This is a genomic window from Companilactobacillus sp., from assembly GCF_022484265.1.
Lineage (GTDB): Bacteria > Bacillota > Bacilli > Lactobacillales > Lactobacillaceae > Companilactobacillus.
Genome location: NZ_JAKVLR010000001.1, coordinates 169,253 through 186,706, shown reverse-complemented (window position 1 = coordinate 186,706; position 17,454 = coordinate 169,253). Strand labels below are relative to the sequence as shown.

21 protein-coding genes are annotated in these 17,454 nt (G+C 37.7%); 2 read left to right on the top strand and 19 right to left on the bottom strand.

Annotation, left to right across the window (positions count from 1 at the left end):
• Nucleotides 1-16 precede the first annotated feature (16 nt).
• The gene (locus tag LKF16_RS00945; protein ID WP_291472050.1) at nucleotides 17-655 is read left to right on the top strand and encodes a lysophospholipid acyltransferase family protein; all 639 of its coding nucleotides are present in this window, start codon (nucleotides 17-19) and stop codon (nucleotides 653-655) included.
• A gap of 24 nt (nucleotides 656-679) precedes the next feature.
• On the opposite strand, the gene purD is transcribed toward LKF16_RS00945, so the two are convergent.
• The 13 genes from purD to LKF16_RS00880 form a co-directional block, all read right to left on the bottom strand.
• The gene (purD, locus tag LKF16_RS00940) at nucleotides 680-1,942 is read right to left on the bottom strand and encodes a phosphoribosylamine--glycine ligase (RefSeq protein ID WP_291472048.1); all 1,263 of its coding nucleotides are present in this window, start codon (nucleotides 1,940-1,942) and stop codon (nucleotides 680-682) included.
• Nucleotides 1,943-1,957: 15 nt separating this feature from the next.
• A complete protein-coding gene (purH, locus tag LKF16_RS00935; RefSeq protein WP_291472046.1) occupies nucleotides 1,958-3,505 on the bottom strand; it encodes a bifunctional phosphoribosylaminoimidazolecarboxamide formyltransferase/IMP cyclohydrolase in 1,548 nt (515 codons plus the stop codon).
• Nucleotides 3,506-3,519: 14 nt separating this feature from the next.
• Nucleotides 3,520-4,083, bottom strand: coding sequence for a phosphoribosylglycinamide formyltransferase (purN, locus tag LKF16_RS00930; protein WP_291472044.1), 564 nt, complete (start codon nucleotides 4,081-4,083; stop codon nucleotides 3,520-3,522).
• Entirely contained in the window at nucleotides 4,080-5,114 is a 1,035-nt protein-coding gene (gene purM / locus LKF16_RS00925) for a phosphoribosylformylglycinamidine cyclo-ligase (RefSeq protein ID WP_291472043.1), read from the bottom strand. The genes purN and purM overlap by 4 nt, the downstream gene beginning before the upstream one ends.
• Nucleotides 5,115-5,135: 21 nt before the next feature.
• Nucleotides 5,136-6,554, bottom strand: a complete 1,419-nt coding sequence (gene purF / locus LKF16_RS00920) for an amidophosphoribosyltransferase (RefSeq protein ID WP_291472041.1) — start codon at nucleotides 6,552-6,554, stop codon at nucleotides 5,136-5,138.
• Nucleotides 6,539-8,752: a phosphoribosylformylglycinamidine synthase subunit PurL gene (gene purL / locus LKF16_RS00915; protein ID WP_291472039.1), complete on the bottom strand. Its 2,214-nt coding sequence runs from the start codon at nucleotides 8,750-8,752 to the stop codon at nucleotides 6,539-6,541. Before purL ends, purF begins: the two co-directional genes overlap by 16 nt.
• Nucleotides 8,753-9,430, bottom strand: coding sequence for a phosphoribosylformylglycinamidine synthase subunit PurQ (gene purQ, locus LKF16_RS00910; protein WP_291472037.1), 678 nt, complete (start codon nucleotides 9,428-9,430; stop codon nucleotides 8,753-8,755).
• A complete protein-coding gene (gene purS / locus LKF16_RS00905; RefSeq protein WP_291472036.1) occupies nucleotides 9,430-9,684 on the bottom strand; it encodes a phosphoribosylformylglycinamidine synthase subunit PurS in 255 nt (84 codons plus the stop codon). The genes purQ and purS overlap by 1 nt, the downstream gene beginning before the upstream one ends.
• Nucleotides 9,684-10,391 carry a phosphoribosylaminoimidazolesuccinocarboxamide synthase gene (gene purC, locus LKF16_RS00900; RefSeq protein WP_291472034.1) on the bottom strand — a complete coding sequence of 236 codons (708 nt, stop codon included), beginning with the start codon at nucleotides 10,389-10,391 and terminating at the stop codon, nucleotides 9,684-9,686. The genes purS and purC overlap by 1 nt, the downstream gene beginning before the upstream one ends.
• An 8-nt stretch (nucleotides 10,392-10,399) precedes the next feature.
• Nucleotides 10,400-11,527: a 5-(carboxyamino)imidazole ribonucleotide synthase gene (gene purK / locus LKF16_RS00895; RefSeq protein WP_291472032.1), complete on the bottom strand. Its 1,128-nt coding sequence runs from the start codon at nucleotides 11,525-11,527 to the stop codon at nucleotides 10,400-10,402.
• Complete coding sequence (gene purE / locus LKF16_RS00890) at nucleotides 11,520-12,005, bottom strand: 5-(carboxyamino)imidazole ribonucleotide mutase (protein ID WP_291472030.1); 486 nt, start codon at nucleotides 12,003-12,005, stop codon at nucleotides 11,520-11,522. The genes purK and purE overlap by 8 nt, the downstream gene beginning before the upstream one ends.
• Nucleotides 12,006-12,229: 224 nt before the next feature.
• Nucleotides 12,230-12,451, bottom strand: coding sequence for a YneF family protein (locus LKF16_RS00885; RefSeq protein ID WP_291472029.1), 222 nt, complete (start codon nucleotides 12,449-12,451; stop codon nucleotides 12,230-12,232).
• Between the two features lie 59 nt (nucleotides 12,452-12,510).
• Nucleotides 12,511-12,753 carry a DUF896 domain-containing protein gene (locus LKF16_RS00880; RefSeq protein ID WP_291472028.1) on the bottom strand — a complete coding sequence of 81 codons (243 nt, stop codon included), beginning with the start codon at nucleotides 12,751-12,753 and terminating at the stop codon, nucleotides 12,511-12,513.
• Nucleotides 12,754-12,842: 89 nt separating this feature from the next.
• Between LKF16_RS00880 and lexA the strand changes: the two genes are divergently transcribed.
• Complete coding sequence (gene lexA, locus LKF16_RS00875; protein WP_291472026.1) at nucleotides 12,843-13,466, top strand: transcriptional repressor LexA; 624 nt, start codon at nucleotides 12,843-12,845, stop codon at nucleotides 13,464-13,466.
• A gap of 57 nt (nucleotides 13,467-13,523) precedes the next feature.
• On the opposite strand, the gene rplS is transcribed toward lexA, so the two are convergent.
• From rplS to ylxM, 6 genes are all read right to left on the bottom strand, one after another.
• Nucleotides 13,524-13,877, bottom strand: coding sequence for a 50S ribosomal protein L19 (gene rplS / locus LKF16_RS00870; RefSeq protein WP_291472024.1), 354 nt, complete (start codon nucleotides 13,875-13,877; stop codon nucleotides 13,524-13,526).
• 112 nt (nucleotides 13,878-13,989) lie between these two features.
• Complete coding sequence (gene trmD / locus LKF16_RS00865) at nucleotides 13,990-14,718, bottom strand: tRNA (guanosine(37)-N1)-methyltransferase TrmD (protein WP_291472023.1); 729 nt, start codon at nucleotides 14,716-14,718, stop codon at nucleotides 13,990-13,992.
• Entirely contained in the window at nucleotides 14,718-15,233 is a 516-nt protein-coding gene (gene rimM, locus LKF16_RS00860) for a ribosome maturation factor RimM (RefSeq protein WP_291472021.1), read from the bottom strand. The genes trmD and rimM overlap by 1 nt, the downstream gene beginning before the upstream one ends.
• 68 nt (nucleotides 15,234-15,301) lie before the next feature.
• The gene (gene rpsP, locus LKF16_RS00855) at nucleotides 15,302-15,574 is read right to left on the bottom strand and encodes a 30S ribosomal protein S16 (protein ID WP_291472020.1); all 273 of its coding nucleotides are present in this window, start codon (nucleotides 15,572-15,574) and stop codon (nucleotides 15,302-15,304) included.
• A gap of 86 nt (nucleotides 15,575-15,660) precedes the next feature.
• The gene (ffh, locus tag LKF16_RS00850; protein WP_291472018.1) at nucleotides 15,661-17,100 is read right to left on the bottom strand and encodes a signal recognition particle protein; all 1,440 of its coding nucleotides are present in this window, start codon (nucleotides 17,098-17,100) and stop codon (nucleotides 15,661-15,663) included.
• A 12-nt stretch (nucleotides 17,101-17,112) separates the two neighbouring features.
• Entirely contained in the window at nucleotides 17,113-17,454 is a 342-nt protein-coding gene (ylxM, locus tag LKF16_RS00845) for a YlxM family DNA-binding protein (protein ID WP_291472015.1), read from the bottom strand.

The following is a 17,454-nucleotide window of genomic DNA, read 5'->3' as shown; positions in this document are numbered from 1 at the left end:
TGGAGGAAATTAGTACATGTTCTATAAGTTTATCCGACAAGTCGCCCGATTTGTGGTTTTTGTAGTTAATGGACGATTCGACATCGTCGGTAAAGAAAATTTACCCGACAAACCTTATATTATTGTTGCTCCTCATCGAACATGGTGGGAGCCAATATTCTTTGCATTAGCAATCAAACCGCGAGAAGCAACTTTTATGGCAAAAATTGAATTATTCAAAAATCCAATTCTACGATTCATCTTGGTTCATTCACATGCCTTTCCGGTTGATCGTAAACATCCCGGGCCATCAGTTATCAAAACACCTGTTAAAGCTTTGAAAAATAAGGGACAAGTTTTGATCATGTTCCCTTCTGGAACGAGATATTCACAACAGCTACGCGGTGGCGCATCATTGATCGCCAAGATGTCAAAAGCACCGTTAGTTCCGTTTGTTTATCAAGGGCCAGTTAAATTTGGCGATTTATTGAAGCATAAAAAAGTAACCATCGGTATTGGACCGGAAATTGACTTTAATTTTAAAGCAAAATTGGACGATGAACAAACTCAAAAAGTAAACGAAGATATGGAAGAAGCTTGGAAACAAATTGATAATGAAATTGATCCTAACTTTAAATACATACCTGATCCAAATAAAAAGGAATTTGAAGATTAATCTTCAAATTCCTTTTTTTGATGTCTAGATTGCATTTCGACCAATATCTTTTCGATAAAATACATTCGTCGTATCAACTGAATCTAAATATGAATAAATTTTATCTTGAGCATTTTGTAACGTGTTTGCATGCGTATGGACTAAATAAAGTCGACCACCGTCAGTCACTAAGCCGTGACTATTTTCAGCAACGCTAGCAAAATTTAAGTTCAACTGAGTATTGGTGAATTGTTCTTTAGGTCCAATGCTCTTACCTATCTCTGGTTTAACCGGATAACCATTGCTGGCGACAAACACCCCGAGATCAACACCATCATCTCTCCAGGAAATGTTATCAACGTCTTCGCCGTTCAACAAATTTGCGATCACTTTCGACAAATCAGACTTCAATCGTGGCAACACGACCTCGGTTTCAGGATCACCAAATCTAACATTAAATTCGATGACCTTAACACCATTAGGAGTAAGGATCAAACCTGCGTACAACACGCCGGTGTAACTAACTCCTTCACGATGCATTTGTTTAACGAATGGCTTTAATATGTCCTTGTATGCTTGATAAACGATATCGCAATCAATATTATCTAACGGACAAATTGCCCCCATACCACCAGTATTAAGGCCCTTATCGCCATCTAACACTCGTTTATAATCTTGAGCAATTGGCATTGGATAAAAGTTCTCATCATGAACAAAAGCCATTAATGAAAACTCTTCACCTTCCAAGTATTCTTCAACGATAACTTTATCAGTTCCGAATCGATGGTCATTCAAAAGTTGGTGCAAAATATTGATGGCGTTATCTAATGTTTCGATAATGAAAACACCTTTACCACTGGCCAAACCATTAGCTTTGATAACAATTGGAAATTGGTTTTTCTTTTCGATATATTCAATAGCTAATCCGAAGTCTGTAAATTCCTGATAAAAAGCTGTCGCAACACCAGCTTCACTCATCAATCTTTTTGTGAAAGTTTTGGATCCTTCAATCTGAGCAGCAGCCTTATTCGGTCCAAAGATTTTTAATCCACGTGATTGGAAATAATCAACAATACCCTCTACCAACGGTTTTTCTGGTCCGACAATGGTATATGTAATATCATTTTCAATCGCAAAATCTGCTAATTTAGTAAATTCTAATTCATCGATCCCCACGGTCTGAACACCAAACAATCTCATTCCTGCATTGCCTGGTGCACAAAATACATCATTGTAACGATCTGATTTTTGCAACGCCTGACAGATAGCATCTTCTCTAGCGCCAGAACCCACGACTAATATTTTCATTTTGTCCTCCTGGTATTAGTGCTTGAAATGTCTTCTGCCTGTGCAGACCATTGAAATTCCATATTTATTTGCCATGTCAATTGAATCTTGATCATGAATCGAACCACCTGGTTGGATAATGGCTGTAATACCATTTTCAGCAGCAAATTGCACACAGTCATCCATTGGGAAGAACGCATCTGAGCCCATTACGAATGGTTTCTTAATGTTGCCATTTTCTTCGGCTTCTTCAATCGCAATCTTTGCTGAACCGATACGGTTCATTTGTCCGGCACCAATACCTAAGGTCATGTCTGTGGTTGTAACAGTGATGGCATTACTCTTAACGTGCTTAACAACTTTTTGAGCAAATAACAAAGCTTTCTTTTCTTCTTCAGTTGGTTGCTTTTCAGTAACAACTTCAAAATCATCAAAACTATCGACAACAGTGTCTCTTTCTTGTATCAACATACCACCAAGAACTGATGTGTATTCATGCTTGTCAGCATCTTTAGCCTTACTGAAATCAAGTGTCATTAGACGAATGTTTTTCTTGCTTTCAAGAATTTCCAAAGCTTCATCTGTAAAGCTTGGTGCAATAACAATTTCCAAGAAGATCTTGTGCATTTCTTCGGCAATCTTCTTATCGACTTCTCGATTGACTACGATGATTCCACCGAAAATAGAAATTTTATCTGCAGTGTAAGCTTTTTGCCATGCTGCATAGATGTCATTGTCATCAATTCCGATACCACAAGGGTTCATATGCTTTAAGGCAACAACACATGGAGTGTCAAAGTCTGAAACGATCTTAATGGCAGCATCAGCATCGCGAATATTGTTGTATGAAAGTTCCTTACCATGCAATTGTTTAGCTGAGGCAATTGAATAATCTGTTGCCATTGAGTTTTTGTAAAAAGCTGCTTGTTGGTGTGAATTTTCACCGTAACGCAATGATTGTTTGAATTCTAATGGAATTGTCTTTGTTTCTGGGAATTCGATTCCAGCAATGTTTGTTAAATAATTTGAGATGATTCCATCATATTCAGCAGTATGTCTAAATGCTTTAGCAGCTAATTTTTGACGGAACGCAACTTTGTCATCGCCGTCGTTGTTGATCTCTGCCAATACTGAATCGTAATCATTTTTATCAACAACTACATAAACGCTCTCGAAGTTCTTTGAAGCAGAGCGGAGCATTGAAGGACCACCGATATCAATTTGTTCAATTGCATCCGGTAGTTCAACGTTTTCTTTAGAGATTGTTTCTTTAAATGGGTATAAGTTGACACAAACTAAATCAATTGTATTGATGTTTAGTTCCTTCAATGTTTCCATATGTTCCTTGTTAGAACGCTTAGCAAGTAAACCTGCATGAACCTTTGGGTGCAATGTTTTAACACGACCATCCAAAATTTCTGGGAATCCAGTAACTTCATCGATCTCAGTTACTTTAATGTCGTTTTCTTGCAATTTCTTATATGTACCACCAGTAGAAATGATTGAATATCCGGCATCAATTAGACCCTTTGCAAATTCAACGATTCCTGTTTTATCTGAGACACTGATAAGAGCGTTTTTCATGTTTATACCACCTATTATTTTTTTAGTAGTTCTAAGACGACTTCTGGATAAATTTGGTGCTCTGTTGCATGTACTCTAGCTTCGAGTGTTTCCGCAGTATCATTTTTTAAAATCGGTACTGTAGCTTGACGGATGATTGGACCAGTATCCACTCCTGAATCAATGTAATGAATGGTAACCCCAGTCTCTGATTCTCCGGCATCGAAAGCTCTTTGAATTGATTCCAAACCTGAATATTTTGGCAACAAAGATGGATGAATGTTGATGATCTTGTTGGGATAAGCTGACAAAAGCGTACTAGTAACAACCTTCATATAGCCAGCTAACAAAATATATTCGATTTTCAATGGCGCGAGCTTTTCGACAATTGCTTGTTCATACGCATGTCGATCTGAATAATCTTTTAAACGATTGACGAATGTGGGAATGTTTCTCTGCTTTGCCTTAGCTAAAACTTTGGCATTTGGTTGGTCGCAAACTAAAACTTCAATCTCTAATCCGGCATTTTTCAATTCTTGACTATCTGCCAGGGCTTCAAAGTTCGTTCCATTTCCGGAAGCAAAAATGGCAACTTTCATATTGAACCTCCCGACAATACAACTGAATCTGTTTCACGTTCGGATACTTCTCCGATGATAAAGGCTTGTTTTTCAGCCCGATTCAACTCACGTAAAACATCACTCGAAATATTTGAATCGACTGCTAAAACCATGCCAATACCCATATTAAAAATATGGAACATATCGTCTAATTGGATATCGCCGTATTTTTGCACAATGTCAAAAATTGCTTGTGGCTTCCAGCTATTGATATCGATCATTGCTGCGGCGTTTTCAGGCAACATTCTGGGAATGTTTTCGTAAAAGCCACCGCCGGTAATGTGGGCAATCCCGTGAATCATTTTTTGTTCCAAAAGTGGCACGATCTGCTTAGTGTAAATTCTAGTCGGTTCAAGGAGCACATTGCCTAATTTTTGATCAGGCATTTCAGGCAAATGAGTATCAAACGAAAAATCATGATCTTTAAAAAAGATTTTTCTAATCAGTGAAAAACCATTTGAATGGAGGCCACTAGACTTGATACCTATCAACTTATCGCCAATTTGAACATTTTCTTTTCGAAGAATGTCGGATTTTTCAACGATACCGACTGAAAAGCCAGCAATGTCGTAATCATTATTTGCATAGACATCAGGCATTTCAGCCGTTTCTCCGCCAATTAAATCCACTTGACCTAATTCACAGCCAAACATAATACCTTTGAGTACTTGCTTGATTTTACTGTCAACTTTGCCGGTTGCTAAATAGTCCAAAAAATATTGTGGTTTAGCACCTTGAGCCAACAAATCATTTACACACATTGCTACACAGTCGATCCCGACGGTGTCATATTTCTTACCCTGGACAGACAAGAGCAATTTAGTACCGACACCATCATTACTAGAAATTAAAACTGGATGTTCATAACCTTCAGGAATCTCGTACATTCCCCCAAAGTTTCCGATATTGTTGGCGTTGGCATGTTGCATCGCTAAATTCTGTTTGACGAAGTTCGATACTTCATAGCCTGAATTAACGTTAACCCCGGCTTCTTCGTATGGATTAGCCATTTATTTCTCCTTTAGTTTCGATTAAAAGTCTTCGGAAAGATTTTTCTCATAGTCGTATAAAGGCGTTGGGTAATCACCGTTAAAGTACGACAAGTCTAAACCGTTGTACGGAGCGTCAAAATGAAGATCAATAGCTTCGATCAATCCATCTTCACTCAAGAATTCCAATGAATCTGCACCGAATTGTTGGCGCATCTCCTCTTTACTCTTATGAGCAGCAATCAACTCTTTACGATCTTGAATATCGATTCCGTAAAAACTTGGATATTTAAATTGTGGTGAAGCAATTCTTAAGTGCACCTCTGTGGCACCAGCATCCTTGAGCAGTTTCACGATGAAAGCACACGTTGTTCCACGAACAATCGAATCGTCTACTAACACCACACGCTTACCGTCAACAACACCTTTGACAGCGGCTAACTTTTGACGAACAGCTTTTTCGCGCAATTCCTGACTAGGTTGAATGAATTCTCGTCCCATGTACTGGTTCTTGATCAAGCCCATTTCATATGGAAGCTCGCTACCTTCGGCATAGCCACTAGCTGCTGATAATGATGAGTTTGGAACCCCAACGACGATATCTGCATCTGTTGGTTGTTCACGAGCTAAGATCTTACCCATACGTTTTCTAGCAGTGTGAACATTTACACCTAAAATATTTGAATCTGGTCTGGCAAAATAAATATATTCCATTGAGCAAATTGCCATTTTAGTGTCTTCAGTCCAGGAGTCAACGGTAATTCCTTCATCATTAATGACAGTCAATTCACCTGGTTTAACATCTCTGACAAAAGTTGCTCCAACTGAATCCAAGGCACATGTTTCACTGGCTACCACATAGCCACCTTCAGGCAGTTTTCCAATCGATAACGGACGGAACCCGTGAGAGTCAAGTGCTAAGATCAATGAATCTGAGGTAAGCATCAGATATGCAAATCCACCTTTGATCTGTTGCAATGATTCTTTGATACGTTCCATTTGGGTTGGCTTGTCCGAATGTCTGATCAGATGGACCAACACTTCAGAATCAGAACTTGACTTGAAAATATCGCCCTTTTGTTCAAGCTCTTTTTTCAAGGTAAGTGCGTTGGTCAAATTACCATTGTGAGCTAGCGCAAATTGTTGATCGGTAAAGTCAAACAACAATGGTTGAACGTTTTCGATTTTATTACCACCAGCTGTTGAATAGCGAACGTGACCAATGGCAGAATTTCCAGTTAATGAATTCAATAATTCAGGTCGGTTAAAAACTTGCGTCAATAATCCTAAATTACGATAGCAATTTAATTTTCCACCATCGTTTGTAACAATTCCTGCACCTTCTTGTCCACGGTGTTGTAAGCTGTGCAATCCAAGGTATGTTAAATAGTTTGCATTTTCAGCTCCCCAAACACCAAACACGCCGCATTCTTCATTCAATCCCTTTATTTCATTAAGCAAGGAATGGCCTCTTTCCAATTCTTAAATGCCTCAGATAAATCTAGTTCGGCACTGGAATCATTTGTTTTTAATTGCAATTTGTTTTCTTGTGTAACTGAGCCCAAATACTCCTCGTTTGATGCGAATAATTTTTCAAAGTTGTCCTTATTTTCTTGGGAAACAGAAACTAAAAATCTGCCTGGTGTTTCTGAAAATACTTCTGAAGTTGACAATTTAGTTTCAACGTCAAATCCGAGTTGATTTTCAAATGATGACTCTGCCAAAGCAATTGCCAAGCCACCTTCAGATAAGTCATGACAACTGTTGATCAAGCCAGATTCAATTGCCTCGAGCATATCAGCTTGTAGTTGTTTAACTTGTTCCAAATCGATTGGATTTAGTTCACCCTTAACATCGCCTGTTTGCATTAACTGCAATTCTGAACCGTTGTAATCATTGCCAGTCTTACCCACCAAGTAGATTTCATCCCCGATGTTCTTAAAGCCTTGTGTCATAACATTTTCAAGATTTTTAACCAAACCAACCATTCCGATCATCGGACTTGGATAAATTGCTTCTTCGTTAAATTCATTATAAAGTGACACATTTCCAGAAATGACAGGTAAAGCTAATTCGTTACAGACTGAAGCCATACCTTCAACACTACGATTAAATTCCCAGAAAATTTCTGGCTTTTCAGGATTACCATAATTTAGACAGTCAGTAATTCCCAATGGTTCTGAACCTGTTGCAATCAGGTTAGCAGAAGCTTCAATAATGGCAATTTGACCGCCAATATATGGATCGACATAAACTAACTTGGAATTTCCATCATTAGTCATAGTCAAAGCCTTTTGAGTTCCGCGAACTCTAATTGCTGCAGCATCGCTACCTGGTTTTACCATCGTATTAGCTTTAATTTGTGAATCATAAGTTGAATAGAAAAATTCTTTTGAAGCAATATTTGGTTGTTGCAAAAGATCCATCCAAGTATTTGTCAATGAATCAATTTTTGGTTGGTATTGTTCTTTGTAATTTTGGTCATTTAACCGTTCTGGCATAGTACCCTTATGAACGTATTCTGGTGCGTCATCTACTAAGCCTGCAACTGGGATATCAGTAACCAATTCACCATGTTGATAGATCTTGTATTGATTGTCAGTTGTAACTTTTCCGATTACTACAGCGTCTAATCCTGCATCCTTGAAAAAATTCAAGATATTTTCTTCATGTTCTGGTTTTGCACATAACACCATGCGTTCTTGTGATTCAGAAAGCATGATCTCATAAGGAGTCATTCCAGTTTCACGTTGTGGAACTTGGTCTAATTCAAGCACTAAGCCACTTTCAGCTTTTGAAGCCATTTCTGCAGTTGATGAAACTAAACCAGCTGCGCCCATGTCTTGAATTCCCATGATCCAGTCGGAATGTTCCTGAACTAATTCGATACATGCATCCATCAAAAGTTTTTCCATAAATGGATCACCAACTTGAACCGCTGAACGTTGTGTCTTATTGTCATCAGTAAATTCATCTGAAGCGAATGTTGCACCGTGAATACCATCACGACCAGTTTTTGCTCCAACATAAATGATCAAGTTATTTTCGCCACTGGCTTTTCCATACTTAATGTCTGAATTATTGATCAACCCTACGCACATTGCGTTAACAACAGGGTTATTTTTGTATCTGTCTTGGAAAGAAATTTCACCACCAACAGTTGGAATACCAATACAATTACCGTATCCACCAATACCAGCAACAATTTCGTTTGCTAAATATTTAGTGTGTTCATCGTCCAAGTTTCCAAACTTCAAACTATTCAGCATTGCAATCGGAGTTGCACCCATTGAAAAAATATCACGGATGATTCCACCGACACCTGTAGCAGCACCTTGATAAGGTTCAACAGCTGAAGGGTGATTGTGACTTTCGGCCTTGAAAACGACAGCTTGGTTGTCATCAATGTCAATAATTCCAGCATCTTCACCAGGTCCAGCTAGAACTCGTTTTCCCTTGTTAGGAAATTTACGCAAAACATTTTTAGAATTCTTATAAGAACAATGTTCACTCCACATAACTGAAAAAAGTCCAGCTTCAGTATAATTTGGCAAACGGTGAAGAATGTTTTCTGTGATCACTTTAAATTCTGATTCGCTTAATCCCCATGCCTTATAGAGTTTTTGCTCATTGATCATTGTGGCTGTTGGTTCTGTCATTTATTGATTCACCCTATCCATTTGATTTTTTACCATTGATTGGAACATCTTCAATCCATCATCAGAACCGACTAATTTTTCCAATGCACGTTCAGGATGTGGCATCATCCCTAAAACATTTCGTTGCTTGTTAGTTATACCGGCAATTTTATCGACGCTGCCGTTAATGTCTTCTACGTATGAAAAAGCAATTTGGTTATTCTTTTTCAATTCCGCAAGTGTGGCATCATCGCAATAATAATTGCCTTCTCCATGTGCAACAGGAATATCGATCACTTCATCAGCTTGATACTCTGAAGTAAATAAAGTGTCGTTATTAACGACTTGTAATTGTGCTGTTTCGCAAATGAAACGGTTATGTTCATTTCTGATCAAAGCACCGGGCAATAATCCAATCTCGGTTAAAATTTGGAACCCGTTGCAAATTCCCAATACAGGTTTTCCTTCATTAGCAAGTTGTTTTATTTCCGGGATAATTGGTGCATGTGCAGCAATCGCTCCACTTCTCAAATAGTCTCCATAAGAAAAACCACCAGGAATTAGCACTGCGTCAAATCCAGCCAATGATGTTTGACGAAAATCTACCAGTTCTACTTCAGCCTTAACGCCGTCTTTGATAGCAAAATACAAATCTTTATCGCAATTGGAGCCAGGAAAAACGATCACAGCAAACTTCATTAAATTGCCTCCGGTTCAACGAATTCGTAACGATAAGTTTCCATGTTTGGATTAGCCAATAAGCTATCGCAAATTGTTTCGATATCTTCTTTAACATGAGGTGAATTTCCATCGACAGTGATTTCAAAATATTTACCCATTCTGATCCCGTTGATGTCATTGAACCCCATTCCGTGGACAGCCTTTTTAACTGCTTCACCTTGTGGGTCTAAAATTGATTTTTTGTAAGTAACATATACCTTTACTAAAGTCATTATTTGGCTCCTTCTAAGCGATTAAGTACTTTGGTGTAAGTTTCAACAAGATCTGCTTGATTCTTTCTGAAAACGTCTTTATCTAATGATTGATGGCTCTGAGAATCCCATAGACGACAGTTATCCGGAGAAAATTCATCGATCAAAATAATTTTTCCGTCGACTCTTCCAAACTCAAGTTTAAAATCAACTAAATCCAAATCGTCCTGTGAAAAAAGTTTGATCAACAGTTGATTGATTTTTAAGGTTTGTTCCTTAATGTAAGTTAATTCGGCTTCAGTTGCGATGTTCAACGATTCAATTTGGTTGTCGTTAATGAATGGATCATCTAATTCATCGCTTTTGTAATAAAATTCAATAATTGGTTTTTGAAGATCTTTACCTTCATCTAAACCGAATTTTCGAGCAAAGCTTCCGGCGATTTTATTTCTCAAAACAACTTCCACTGGAATCAATTCAGTCTTCAAAACTAATTGTTCGTGGTCAGAAACATTTTTGACTAAATGTGTCGTGATACCATTTTTGATCAAATAATCAAAAATATAGGAAGAAATTTGGCAGTTCAATTTTCCTTTTCCAGGAATTTGTTCTTTTCGTTCGCCATTAAATGCTGTGGCTTGGTCCTTGTAAACCATTAATAGTTCTGATTCATTATCAGTTGCAAAAACATCCTTTGCTTTTCCTGAATAAATTAATTGATCAGACATAGTTCCCCCTATTTGTCCCAAATGGGATCATTTTGTATTTGTAGTTTAGAAAGTTCAATATTGTCAGTCAAAATCGTGATGTGACCCATTTTACGATTATGCTTGGCCTCCGCCTTGCCATAATCGTGAAAATACCAATCAACATGTTTAGTGATTGCATCTTTTGCAGGTTGCAAGTGTTGTCCCAATAAATTGACCATGATAGCTGATTCAAACAACTTCACCTTTGGCATTTCCCAGCCGCAGACACCTAAGATATGAGTATCAAATTGCGACACGTTACAAGCTTCAATAGTTAAATGTCCAGAGTTATGTGGACGTGGAGCAATTTCATTAACATAAACCTGGTGTTTAGTATCAATGAAAAATTCAACGCACATTGTACCAACAAGATTTAAACCTGAAGCAATTTTGGCAGCGATTTGATAACATTCTTGTTCTGTTTCTGCTTTGATAAAAGCTGGACAATTACTGATGTGAAGAATGTTGTTTCGATGTTCATTTTCGATCACTGGAAAAACCGATTGTTCGCCATTTGAATTTCCTGATATTACAACGGAGACTTCTTTTAGAAGATCAATTTGAGCTTCTAAGATACAAGTTCCGCTAGTCAATAATTCTTGAACGTCATTTTCAGAAAACGAATTGTCTTCAATTCTTAATTGACCTTTACCGTCGTATCCACCTTCAACTGTTTTGAGGATTGCAGGGATTCCTACTGACTCGATTGCACTTGTAAATTCAGAATACGAGTTGACAATTGCGTGTTTGACAACAGGAAATCCATTATCTTCCAAAAAGCTTTTTTCACGGATGCGATTCTGCGTCACGATCAACGCCTTAGTACCTTGTGGCACATCGGTATATTTCTTGACTTCGCTGATGGTTTCTGCATCAACATTTTCAAATTCGTATGTCAACACATCGCACTTTTTGGCTAATTTGATCAATCCTGATAAATCATCATAACTGCTGACAATTTGTCCGTCTGATACTTGAGCTGCTGGACAATTCGGTGTTGGATCTAGTATCAATACCTTAAATCCTTTTTCTTTGGCAGAAGCGGCCATCATTTGTCCTAATTGACCCCCACCGATGATTCCAATGGTCTCACCTGGTAAATGAATTTTATTCAAACTGTTGCCCACTTTCGATTGATTTTTGATGCATATCTTCGCGATATTTTGTTAGTGCTTGTGCATAATCATCATTAGTTAGTGCACAAATTTTTGTAGCCATTAAGGCAGCGTTAGTTGCACCGGCTTTCCCGATTGCCATTGTTGCGACTGGAACTCCACCAGGCATTTGCACAATAGATAAAAGAGAATCCATTCCGCTAAGTGCCTTGGACTGAACGGGTACGCCAATTACTGGCAAATTAGTTGTTGCTGCTACCATTCCTGGTAAATGAGCTGCACCTCCAGCACCAGCAATGATCACATTAAAGCCTTCATCGCAAGCATTTGTACCAAAGTCGATCATTTCTTGAGGCATACGATGAGCCGAGATAACCTTGACCGAATAAGAAACCCCTAATTCCTTCAAAGTATCGATCGTAAATTGCATAGTTGATAGGTCAGAAATTGAACCCATAATAATCGCTACATCTTTCATAAGTCATCTTCTTCCTTTAAGCATATTTAAAGTCTACCAAGTTTAATTTGGATTTTCAACAAATTAACGTATGATATTCGTTATTTTATGAATATAGTTCGTTAATTACTGCTTATAATTTAATATGAAATATATTATATATATATAGTTCGTATTTTAATGGTATATTTCAAAGGGTACAAAAAAATCCCGATACGAAATTTTCGTATCGGGATATAAAATGATTAATTATTTTTCTTTTGTTGTGCTTTCATAGAAGCCATAACTTGATTAAGTTTCTTTTGTGATGGCTTTTGTCCCATTTGAGACATCATTTGTTTGATCATATCAGCACTGATAGGTGGATTGTCTTGGAAATATTTCTTCATATACCATCTTGCAACGAAGAATCCAATAACTACACCAACCAAAATACCAATAACGGCAGCGATTATTATAGGCCACATATGCTATTCACCCTTTCCATACCAGTTAATATTACATTAATTTATATATAAATAAAAGTCTAATCGTCTCTGAGACCCTTTTCTCTTTGAATACGGCGAACCTTTTCAGGAGTCACTTCTTCACCCTTTTTATCGAAGACTCTCATATTCTCAATTTGAGTCTTAAATTCAGCCCTGAAATTCTCCAGGTATTCTTTACGAAGAGCACGTTGCTCCTCTTCTTCTTCTTTTGTGATTGTTCCAGCTTTAGCCTTGTGGGCCAAGTCATTTAGTTTCGCAATCAGTGTTTCTTGTTTTGTCATATTATTCACTCCAATAACCGAACACTTGTTTGAATTATATCATGCGGTTTGATACAATCTAAATAAGATATTAACAATGAGGTGTTCTAATGTCAAAAAACGAAGGATCAAAACAAACTCAGATTCTAGAGTGCATTCATGACTATTTGGATGAACATGGATATCCACCAACAGTTCGAGAAATCTGTGAAGCAGTTGATCTTTCATCAACTTCTACTGTTCATGGCCACTTATCTCGTTTAGAGAAAAAAGGATACATCCAACGTGACCCTACTAAGCCACGTGCACTCGAATTAACCATTGCTGGTTTGAATTTGATTGGAATTAAATCAAAGGAGATACCTATTATTGGTACTGTTGCTGCTGGTCAACCAATCTCAGCTGAACATGACTTTGAAGGTACTTTCCCACTACCACCTGATTTAACAAGAGATTCTGGTGAATTATTCATGTTGAAGATCCATGGTGATAGTATGATAAATGTCGGTATTTTGGATGGAGATCAAGTAATTGTCCACGAACAAAATACTGCAAATAATGGTGAGATCGTCATTGCAATGACGGAAGATATTGAGGCAACGTGCAAGCGTTTCTTCGCCGAAAGCGGACATTTCCGTCTTCAACCAGAAAACGATACTATGGATCCAATTATCTTGGAAAACGTTGAAGTCGTTGGTAAAGTCGTTGGTCTCTATCGTCCACAAATTTTTTAACATTTGAACAAAAAAAGAAGACTTGCAAATGCAAGTCTTCTTTTTATTATGTCCTGATTAGATATCACGACGACGTTCTTTAATACGAGCTGCTTTACCAGTACGATCACGTAGATAGTAAAGTTTAGCACGACGTACACTACCATATCTAACAACGTCGATCTTTTCAACACGAGGTGTGTTAAGTGGGAATGTTCTTTCAACACCAACACCACTTGACATCTTACGTACAGTATATGTAGCTTGGATACCTGTACCATGTTTCTTGATTACAACGCCTTCAAACAACTGAATACGTTCACGAGAACCTTCAACAACCTTAGCATGAACACGTACTGTGTCACCAGGGCGGAAGTCTGGAATATCTGAACGAAGTTGTTCCTTAGTAATTTCTTGAATTAATGGTTTCATTAATCTGTCTCCCTATCCGACACTCATGCATATCTTGATAATACACAGCGGAACATCGTTGATTGTGTTTAAACACTTATAATATATTACATTATTTACATTGTAATGTAAACTACATTTCTGAACGAATTTCACGAAGAAGCTTTTTCTCTTCGTCATTTAATTCAATTGTTTTTAGTAAGTCTGGTCGACGTTCAAGCGTCTTTTTCAGAGCTTGTTTTAAACGCCAAACTCGAATTTTTTCGTGATTGCCACTAGTTAATACTTCAGGTACCTTTTTACCGCGGAAATCAGCTGGACGCGTGTATTGCGGATATTCTAACAATCCATGTGAAAACGAATCCTCATCTGCTGACACATTATTTCCTAAAACTCCGGGAACAAATCGCATCGTTGCATCGATCATACTCATTGTTGGGAGTTCTCCACCTGTCAGAACGTAGTCTCCAATTGAAACTTCATCAGTTACTAAATCTTTGATTCGTTCATCAAAACCTTCATAGTGCCCACAGATGAACACTAAGTGGTCTTCTTTTGCAAAGGACTGAGCCATTTTGGCGTCAAATGTTTTCCCTGCTGGATCTAATAAAATGACTCTTTTCTTGCCGGGGTTCTCATTGTCTAGATAGCTCATTGCATCATAGATTGGTTGAGCTTGAAGCAGCATCCCTGCTCCACCGCCATAAGGAGCATCATCAACGTGATTTTGTTTATCAGTGGTAAAGTCGCGAAAATCGACCACCTGTAAATTGAGTAGCCCCTTTTCTTGAGCTTTGCCAATTACAGATTCGTTAAGGGCATCAAACATTTTTGGAAAAATACTTAAGACTGATATATCCATTAGTCGATCAACCCATCCGGAATATCGACAGTAACCTGTTTATTTTCCAAATCTATTTTTTTAACGACGTCCTCAATGTAAGGTACTAAAACTTCATCATACTTGGGGCCCTTTACTACCCAAACATCATTTGGTCCTAATTCCATTATCTCGGTGATCTTGCCAATCTCGCCCAAGTTAGGGTCAATAACTGTTAAACCAACGATTTGGCTGTAAAGAAATTCACCCTCGGCTAATTTGGGTGTGATTTCGTCTGTTGTAAACAATTGATCATTCTTGAATTGTTCAACATCATTGATATTGTCGTATCCCTTGAATTTCAACAAAATGAAATTCTTGTGAGCACGAGAAGATTCAACTGTAAATTCTTGTTGTCCAGATTGTGTCTTGATGATCAACTTTGAACCTGGTTTGAATCTCTCTTTAGGAAAGTCCGTAATCGAAACTACGCGAACCTCACCTTTAATACCATGTGTGTTAACTATCTTACCAACTCGGTAAAGTTTGTCTGACATTTAATTCTCCATTTAAAAAGAAAAGGGATCGTGATAAAAGCAAGTTTTATCTGATCCCAATATCTTAATTATTTTGAAAATTTGCTTTCATGATATTTTTGCATTAAACCATGTTTTTTAAGCAAGTTACGAACTGTATCTGAAGGTTGTGCACCTTTTTGTAACCAGTCCATGATCTTGTCATCTTCTAGTTTAAGTTCTTCAGGTTGTGAAATTGGGTTGTAGTAACCAACTTGTTCGATGAAGCGGCCATCACGTGGTGAACGTGAATCTGCAACAACGATTCTGTAGAAAGGTCTTAATTTACTACCCATGCGTTTCATTCTGATTTTAACTGACATTGTGTTTCCTCCTAAAAATTCTTAACTTTGTTAGTATACACAAAAAAAGGTAACGTGTAAAGAAAAAAACTTTACACATTACCTTTTTATTTACTCTTGAATCGTTTAACTTTCTTGAGACGCTTTTTCTTGTTCTTCTTTTGTTTACGGACCATGGAATGCATCGCCATTTTTCCAAGACGACCTTGAACGCCATTACCCATTAACTGGTCCATGCCGTTCATGTTTCCTTTACTCATTTGCTTCATCATATCTTGTGATTGCTTGAATTGCTTGATCATTCGATTGACTTCTTGGACCGAACGACCGGAACCTGCAGCAATTCTTCGTCTTCTTGAAGGATTGAGCAATTTAGGGTCTTCGCGTTCTTGTGGAGTCATCGAATAAACAATTGCCTTAAGATGGGCAATATCTTTTTCATCAACATTGATGTTTGCTAAGGCAGGATTATTGGCCATACCAGGGATCATCTTCATGATCTCATCAAGTGGACCCATCTTTTGGATCTGATCCATTTGATCGATAAAGTCATTAAAATCAAAGCTGTTCTCTTTGATCTTTTGTGCCATATCTTCAGCTTGTTTTTGATCATAATCTTGTTGAGCTTTTTCGATCAACGTCAACATGTCACCCATGCCTAAGATACGGTTAGCCATTCTATCTGGGTGGAAGACATCTAGTTGATCTAATTTTTCACCTTGTCCGATAAACTTGATTGGCTTACCAGTGACTGCACGAATTGAAAGTGCAGCACCACCACGAGTATCACCATCTAATTTTGTGAGGACAACGCCAGTGATATCCAATTGTTCATCAAAACCATGGGCAACCTTAGCGGCAACTTGACCAGTCATTGAATCAGCAACGAATAAAATTTCGTTTGGCTGTGCCAATTCCTTAATACGTTTAAGTTCGTCCATCAATTGTTCATCAATTTCCAAACGACCAGCAGTATCAATGATCACGTAATCATTTTTATTTTCATGAGCTTGGGCAAGACCATTCTTGACGATCTCAACTGGATCTTTATCAGTACCCTCTTGATAAACAGGTACATCCAGTTGCTTACCAATAGTTTGTAGCTGTTCGATAGCAGCTGGACGATAAACGTCTCCAGCGATAAATAATGGACGAGCCTTATCATTATCCATCAATCTTTTTGCTAACTTACCAGCTGTAGTAGTTTTACCAGCACCTTGAAGACCAACCATCATAATGATTGTTGGAATATGTGGGGCCTTGTTTAAAGGTACTGCTTCTGTACCCATCAATTTAGTTAACTCATCATCAACGATCTTAACGACTTGTTGAGATGGAGTTAAACTTTCCATTACTTCAGCGCCTAAGGCACGTTCACGTACTTGTTTAACAAAATCTTTAACGACATCAAAGTTAACATCGGCTTCTAACAATGCCATTCTGACTTCTCGTGTAACTGTACGAATGTCATCTTCAGATAGCTTACCTTTTCCTCTTAATGAAGAAAAAACTTTGTTAAGTCTCTCGCTTAAACCTTCAAAAGCCATAACTAACTCCTATTACATCTCATTTATTTTTGAGATTCGTCTGACTAAATCCAATAATTGTTTATCATCAGCATAGTTTTCACGAACCACTTTACTCAATTCACTAGCAACGTTATCAATTTCTTGAGTCTTCTCTACTAAGCTGAGTTCTCTTTCAAACTTTTCAAGCGAACCTACAGAACGATGAATATTGTCTAATACCGCTTGTCGAGAAACGCCAAGTTGTTCGGCAATTTCCCCTAGTGAAAAATCTTCAACATAGTATAGATTCATGTATTTTTCTTGCTTTGAAGTTAGTAGTGAATGGTAAAAATTGTACAACAAATTTATCTCATTTGTTTTTTTGATATCCAT

Bases quoted from the DNA above. Each gene is read 5' to 3' on its own strand.
- purD (WP_291472048.1), bottom strand. From the start codon at position 1,942: ATGAAAATATTAGTCGTGGGTTCTGGCGCTAGAGAAGATGCTATCTGT.
- rpsP (WP_291472020.1), bottom strand. From the start codon at position 15,574: ATGTCAGTTAAAATCAGAATGAAACGCATGGGTAGTAAATTAAGACCT.
- purH (WP_291472046.1), bottom strand. From the start codon at position 3,505: ATGAAAAACGCTCTTATCAGTGTCTCAGATAAAACAGGAATCGTTGAA.
- rimM (WP_291472021.1), bottom strand. From the start codon at position 15,233: ATGTCAGACAAACTTTACCGAGTTGGTAAGATAGTTAACACACATGGT.
- purC (WP_291472034.1), bottom strand. From the start codon at position 10,391: ATGTCTGATCAATTAATTTATTCAGGAAAAGCAAAGGATGTTTTTGCA.
- ffh (WP_291472018.1), bottom strand. From the start codon at position 17,100: ATGGCTTTTGAAGGTTTAAGCGAGAGACTTAACAAAGTTTTTTCTTCA.
- purS (WP_291472036.1), bottom strand. From the start codon at position 9,684: ATGACTTTAGTAAAGGTATATGTTACTTACAAAAAATCAATTTTAGAC.
- lexA (WP_291472026.1), top strand. From the start codon at position 12,843: ATGTCAAAAAACGAAGGATCAAAACAAACTCAGATTCTAGAGTGCATT.
- purN (WP_291472044.1), bottom strand. From the start codon at position 4,083: ATGAAAGTTGCCATTTTTGCTTCCGGAAATGGAACGAACTTTGAAGCC.
- rplS (WP_291472024.1), bottom strand. From the start codon at position 13,877: ATGAAACCATTAATTCAAGAAATTACTAAGGAACAACTTCGTTCAGAT.
- LKF16_RS00885 (WP_291472029.1), bottom strand. From the start codon at position 12,451: ATGTGGCCTATAATAATCGCTGCCGTTATTGGTATTTTGGTTGGTGTA.
- LKF16_RS00880 (WP_291472028.1), bottom strand. From the start codon at position 12,753: ATGACAAAACAAGAAACACTGATTGCGAAACTAAATGACTTGGCCCAC.
- ylxM (WP_291472015.1), bottom strand. From the start codon at position 17,454: ATGGATATCAAAAAAACAAATGAGATAAATTTGTTGTACAATTTTTAC.
- trmD (WP_291472023.1), bottom strand. From the start codon at position 14,718: ATGGATATATCAGTCTTAAGTATTTTTCCAAAAATGTTTGATGCCCTT.
- LKF16_RS00945 (WP_291472050.1), top strand. From the start codon at position 17: ATGTTCTATAAGTTTATCCGACAAGTCGCCCGATTTGTGGTTTTTGTA.
- purE (WP_291472030.1), bottom strand. From the start codon at position 12,005: ATGAAAGATGTAGCGATTATTATGGGTTCAATTTCTGACCTATCAACT.
- purQ (WP_291472037.1), bottom strand. From the start codon at position 9,430: ATGAAGTTTGCTGTGATCGTTTTTCCTGGCTCCAATTGCGATAAAGAT.
- purL (WP_291472039.1), bottom strand. From the start codon at position 8,752: ATGACAGAACCAACAGCCACAATGATCAATGAGCAAAAACTCTATAAG.
- purM (WP_291472043.1), bottom strand. From the start codon at position 5,114: ATGGCTAATCCATACGAAGAAGCCGGGGTTAACGTTAATTCAGGCTAT.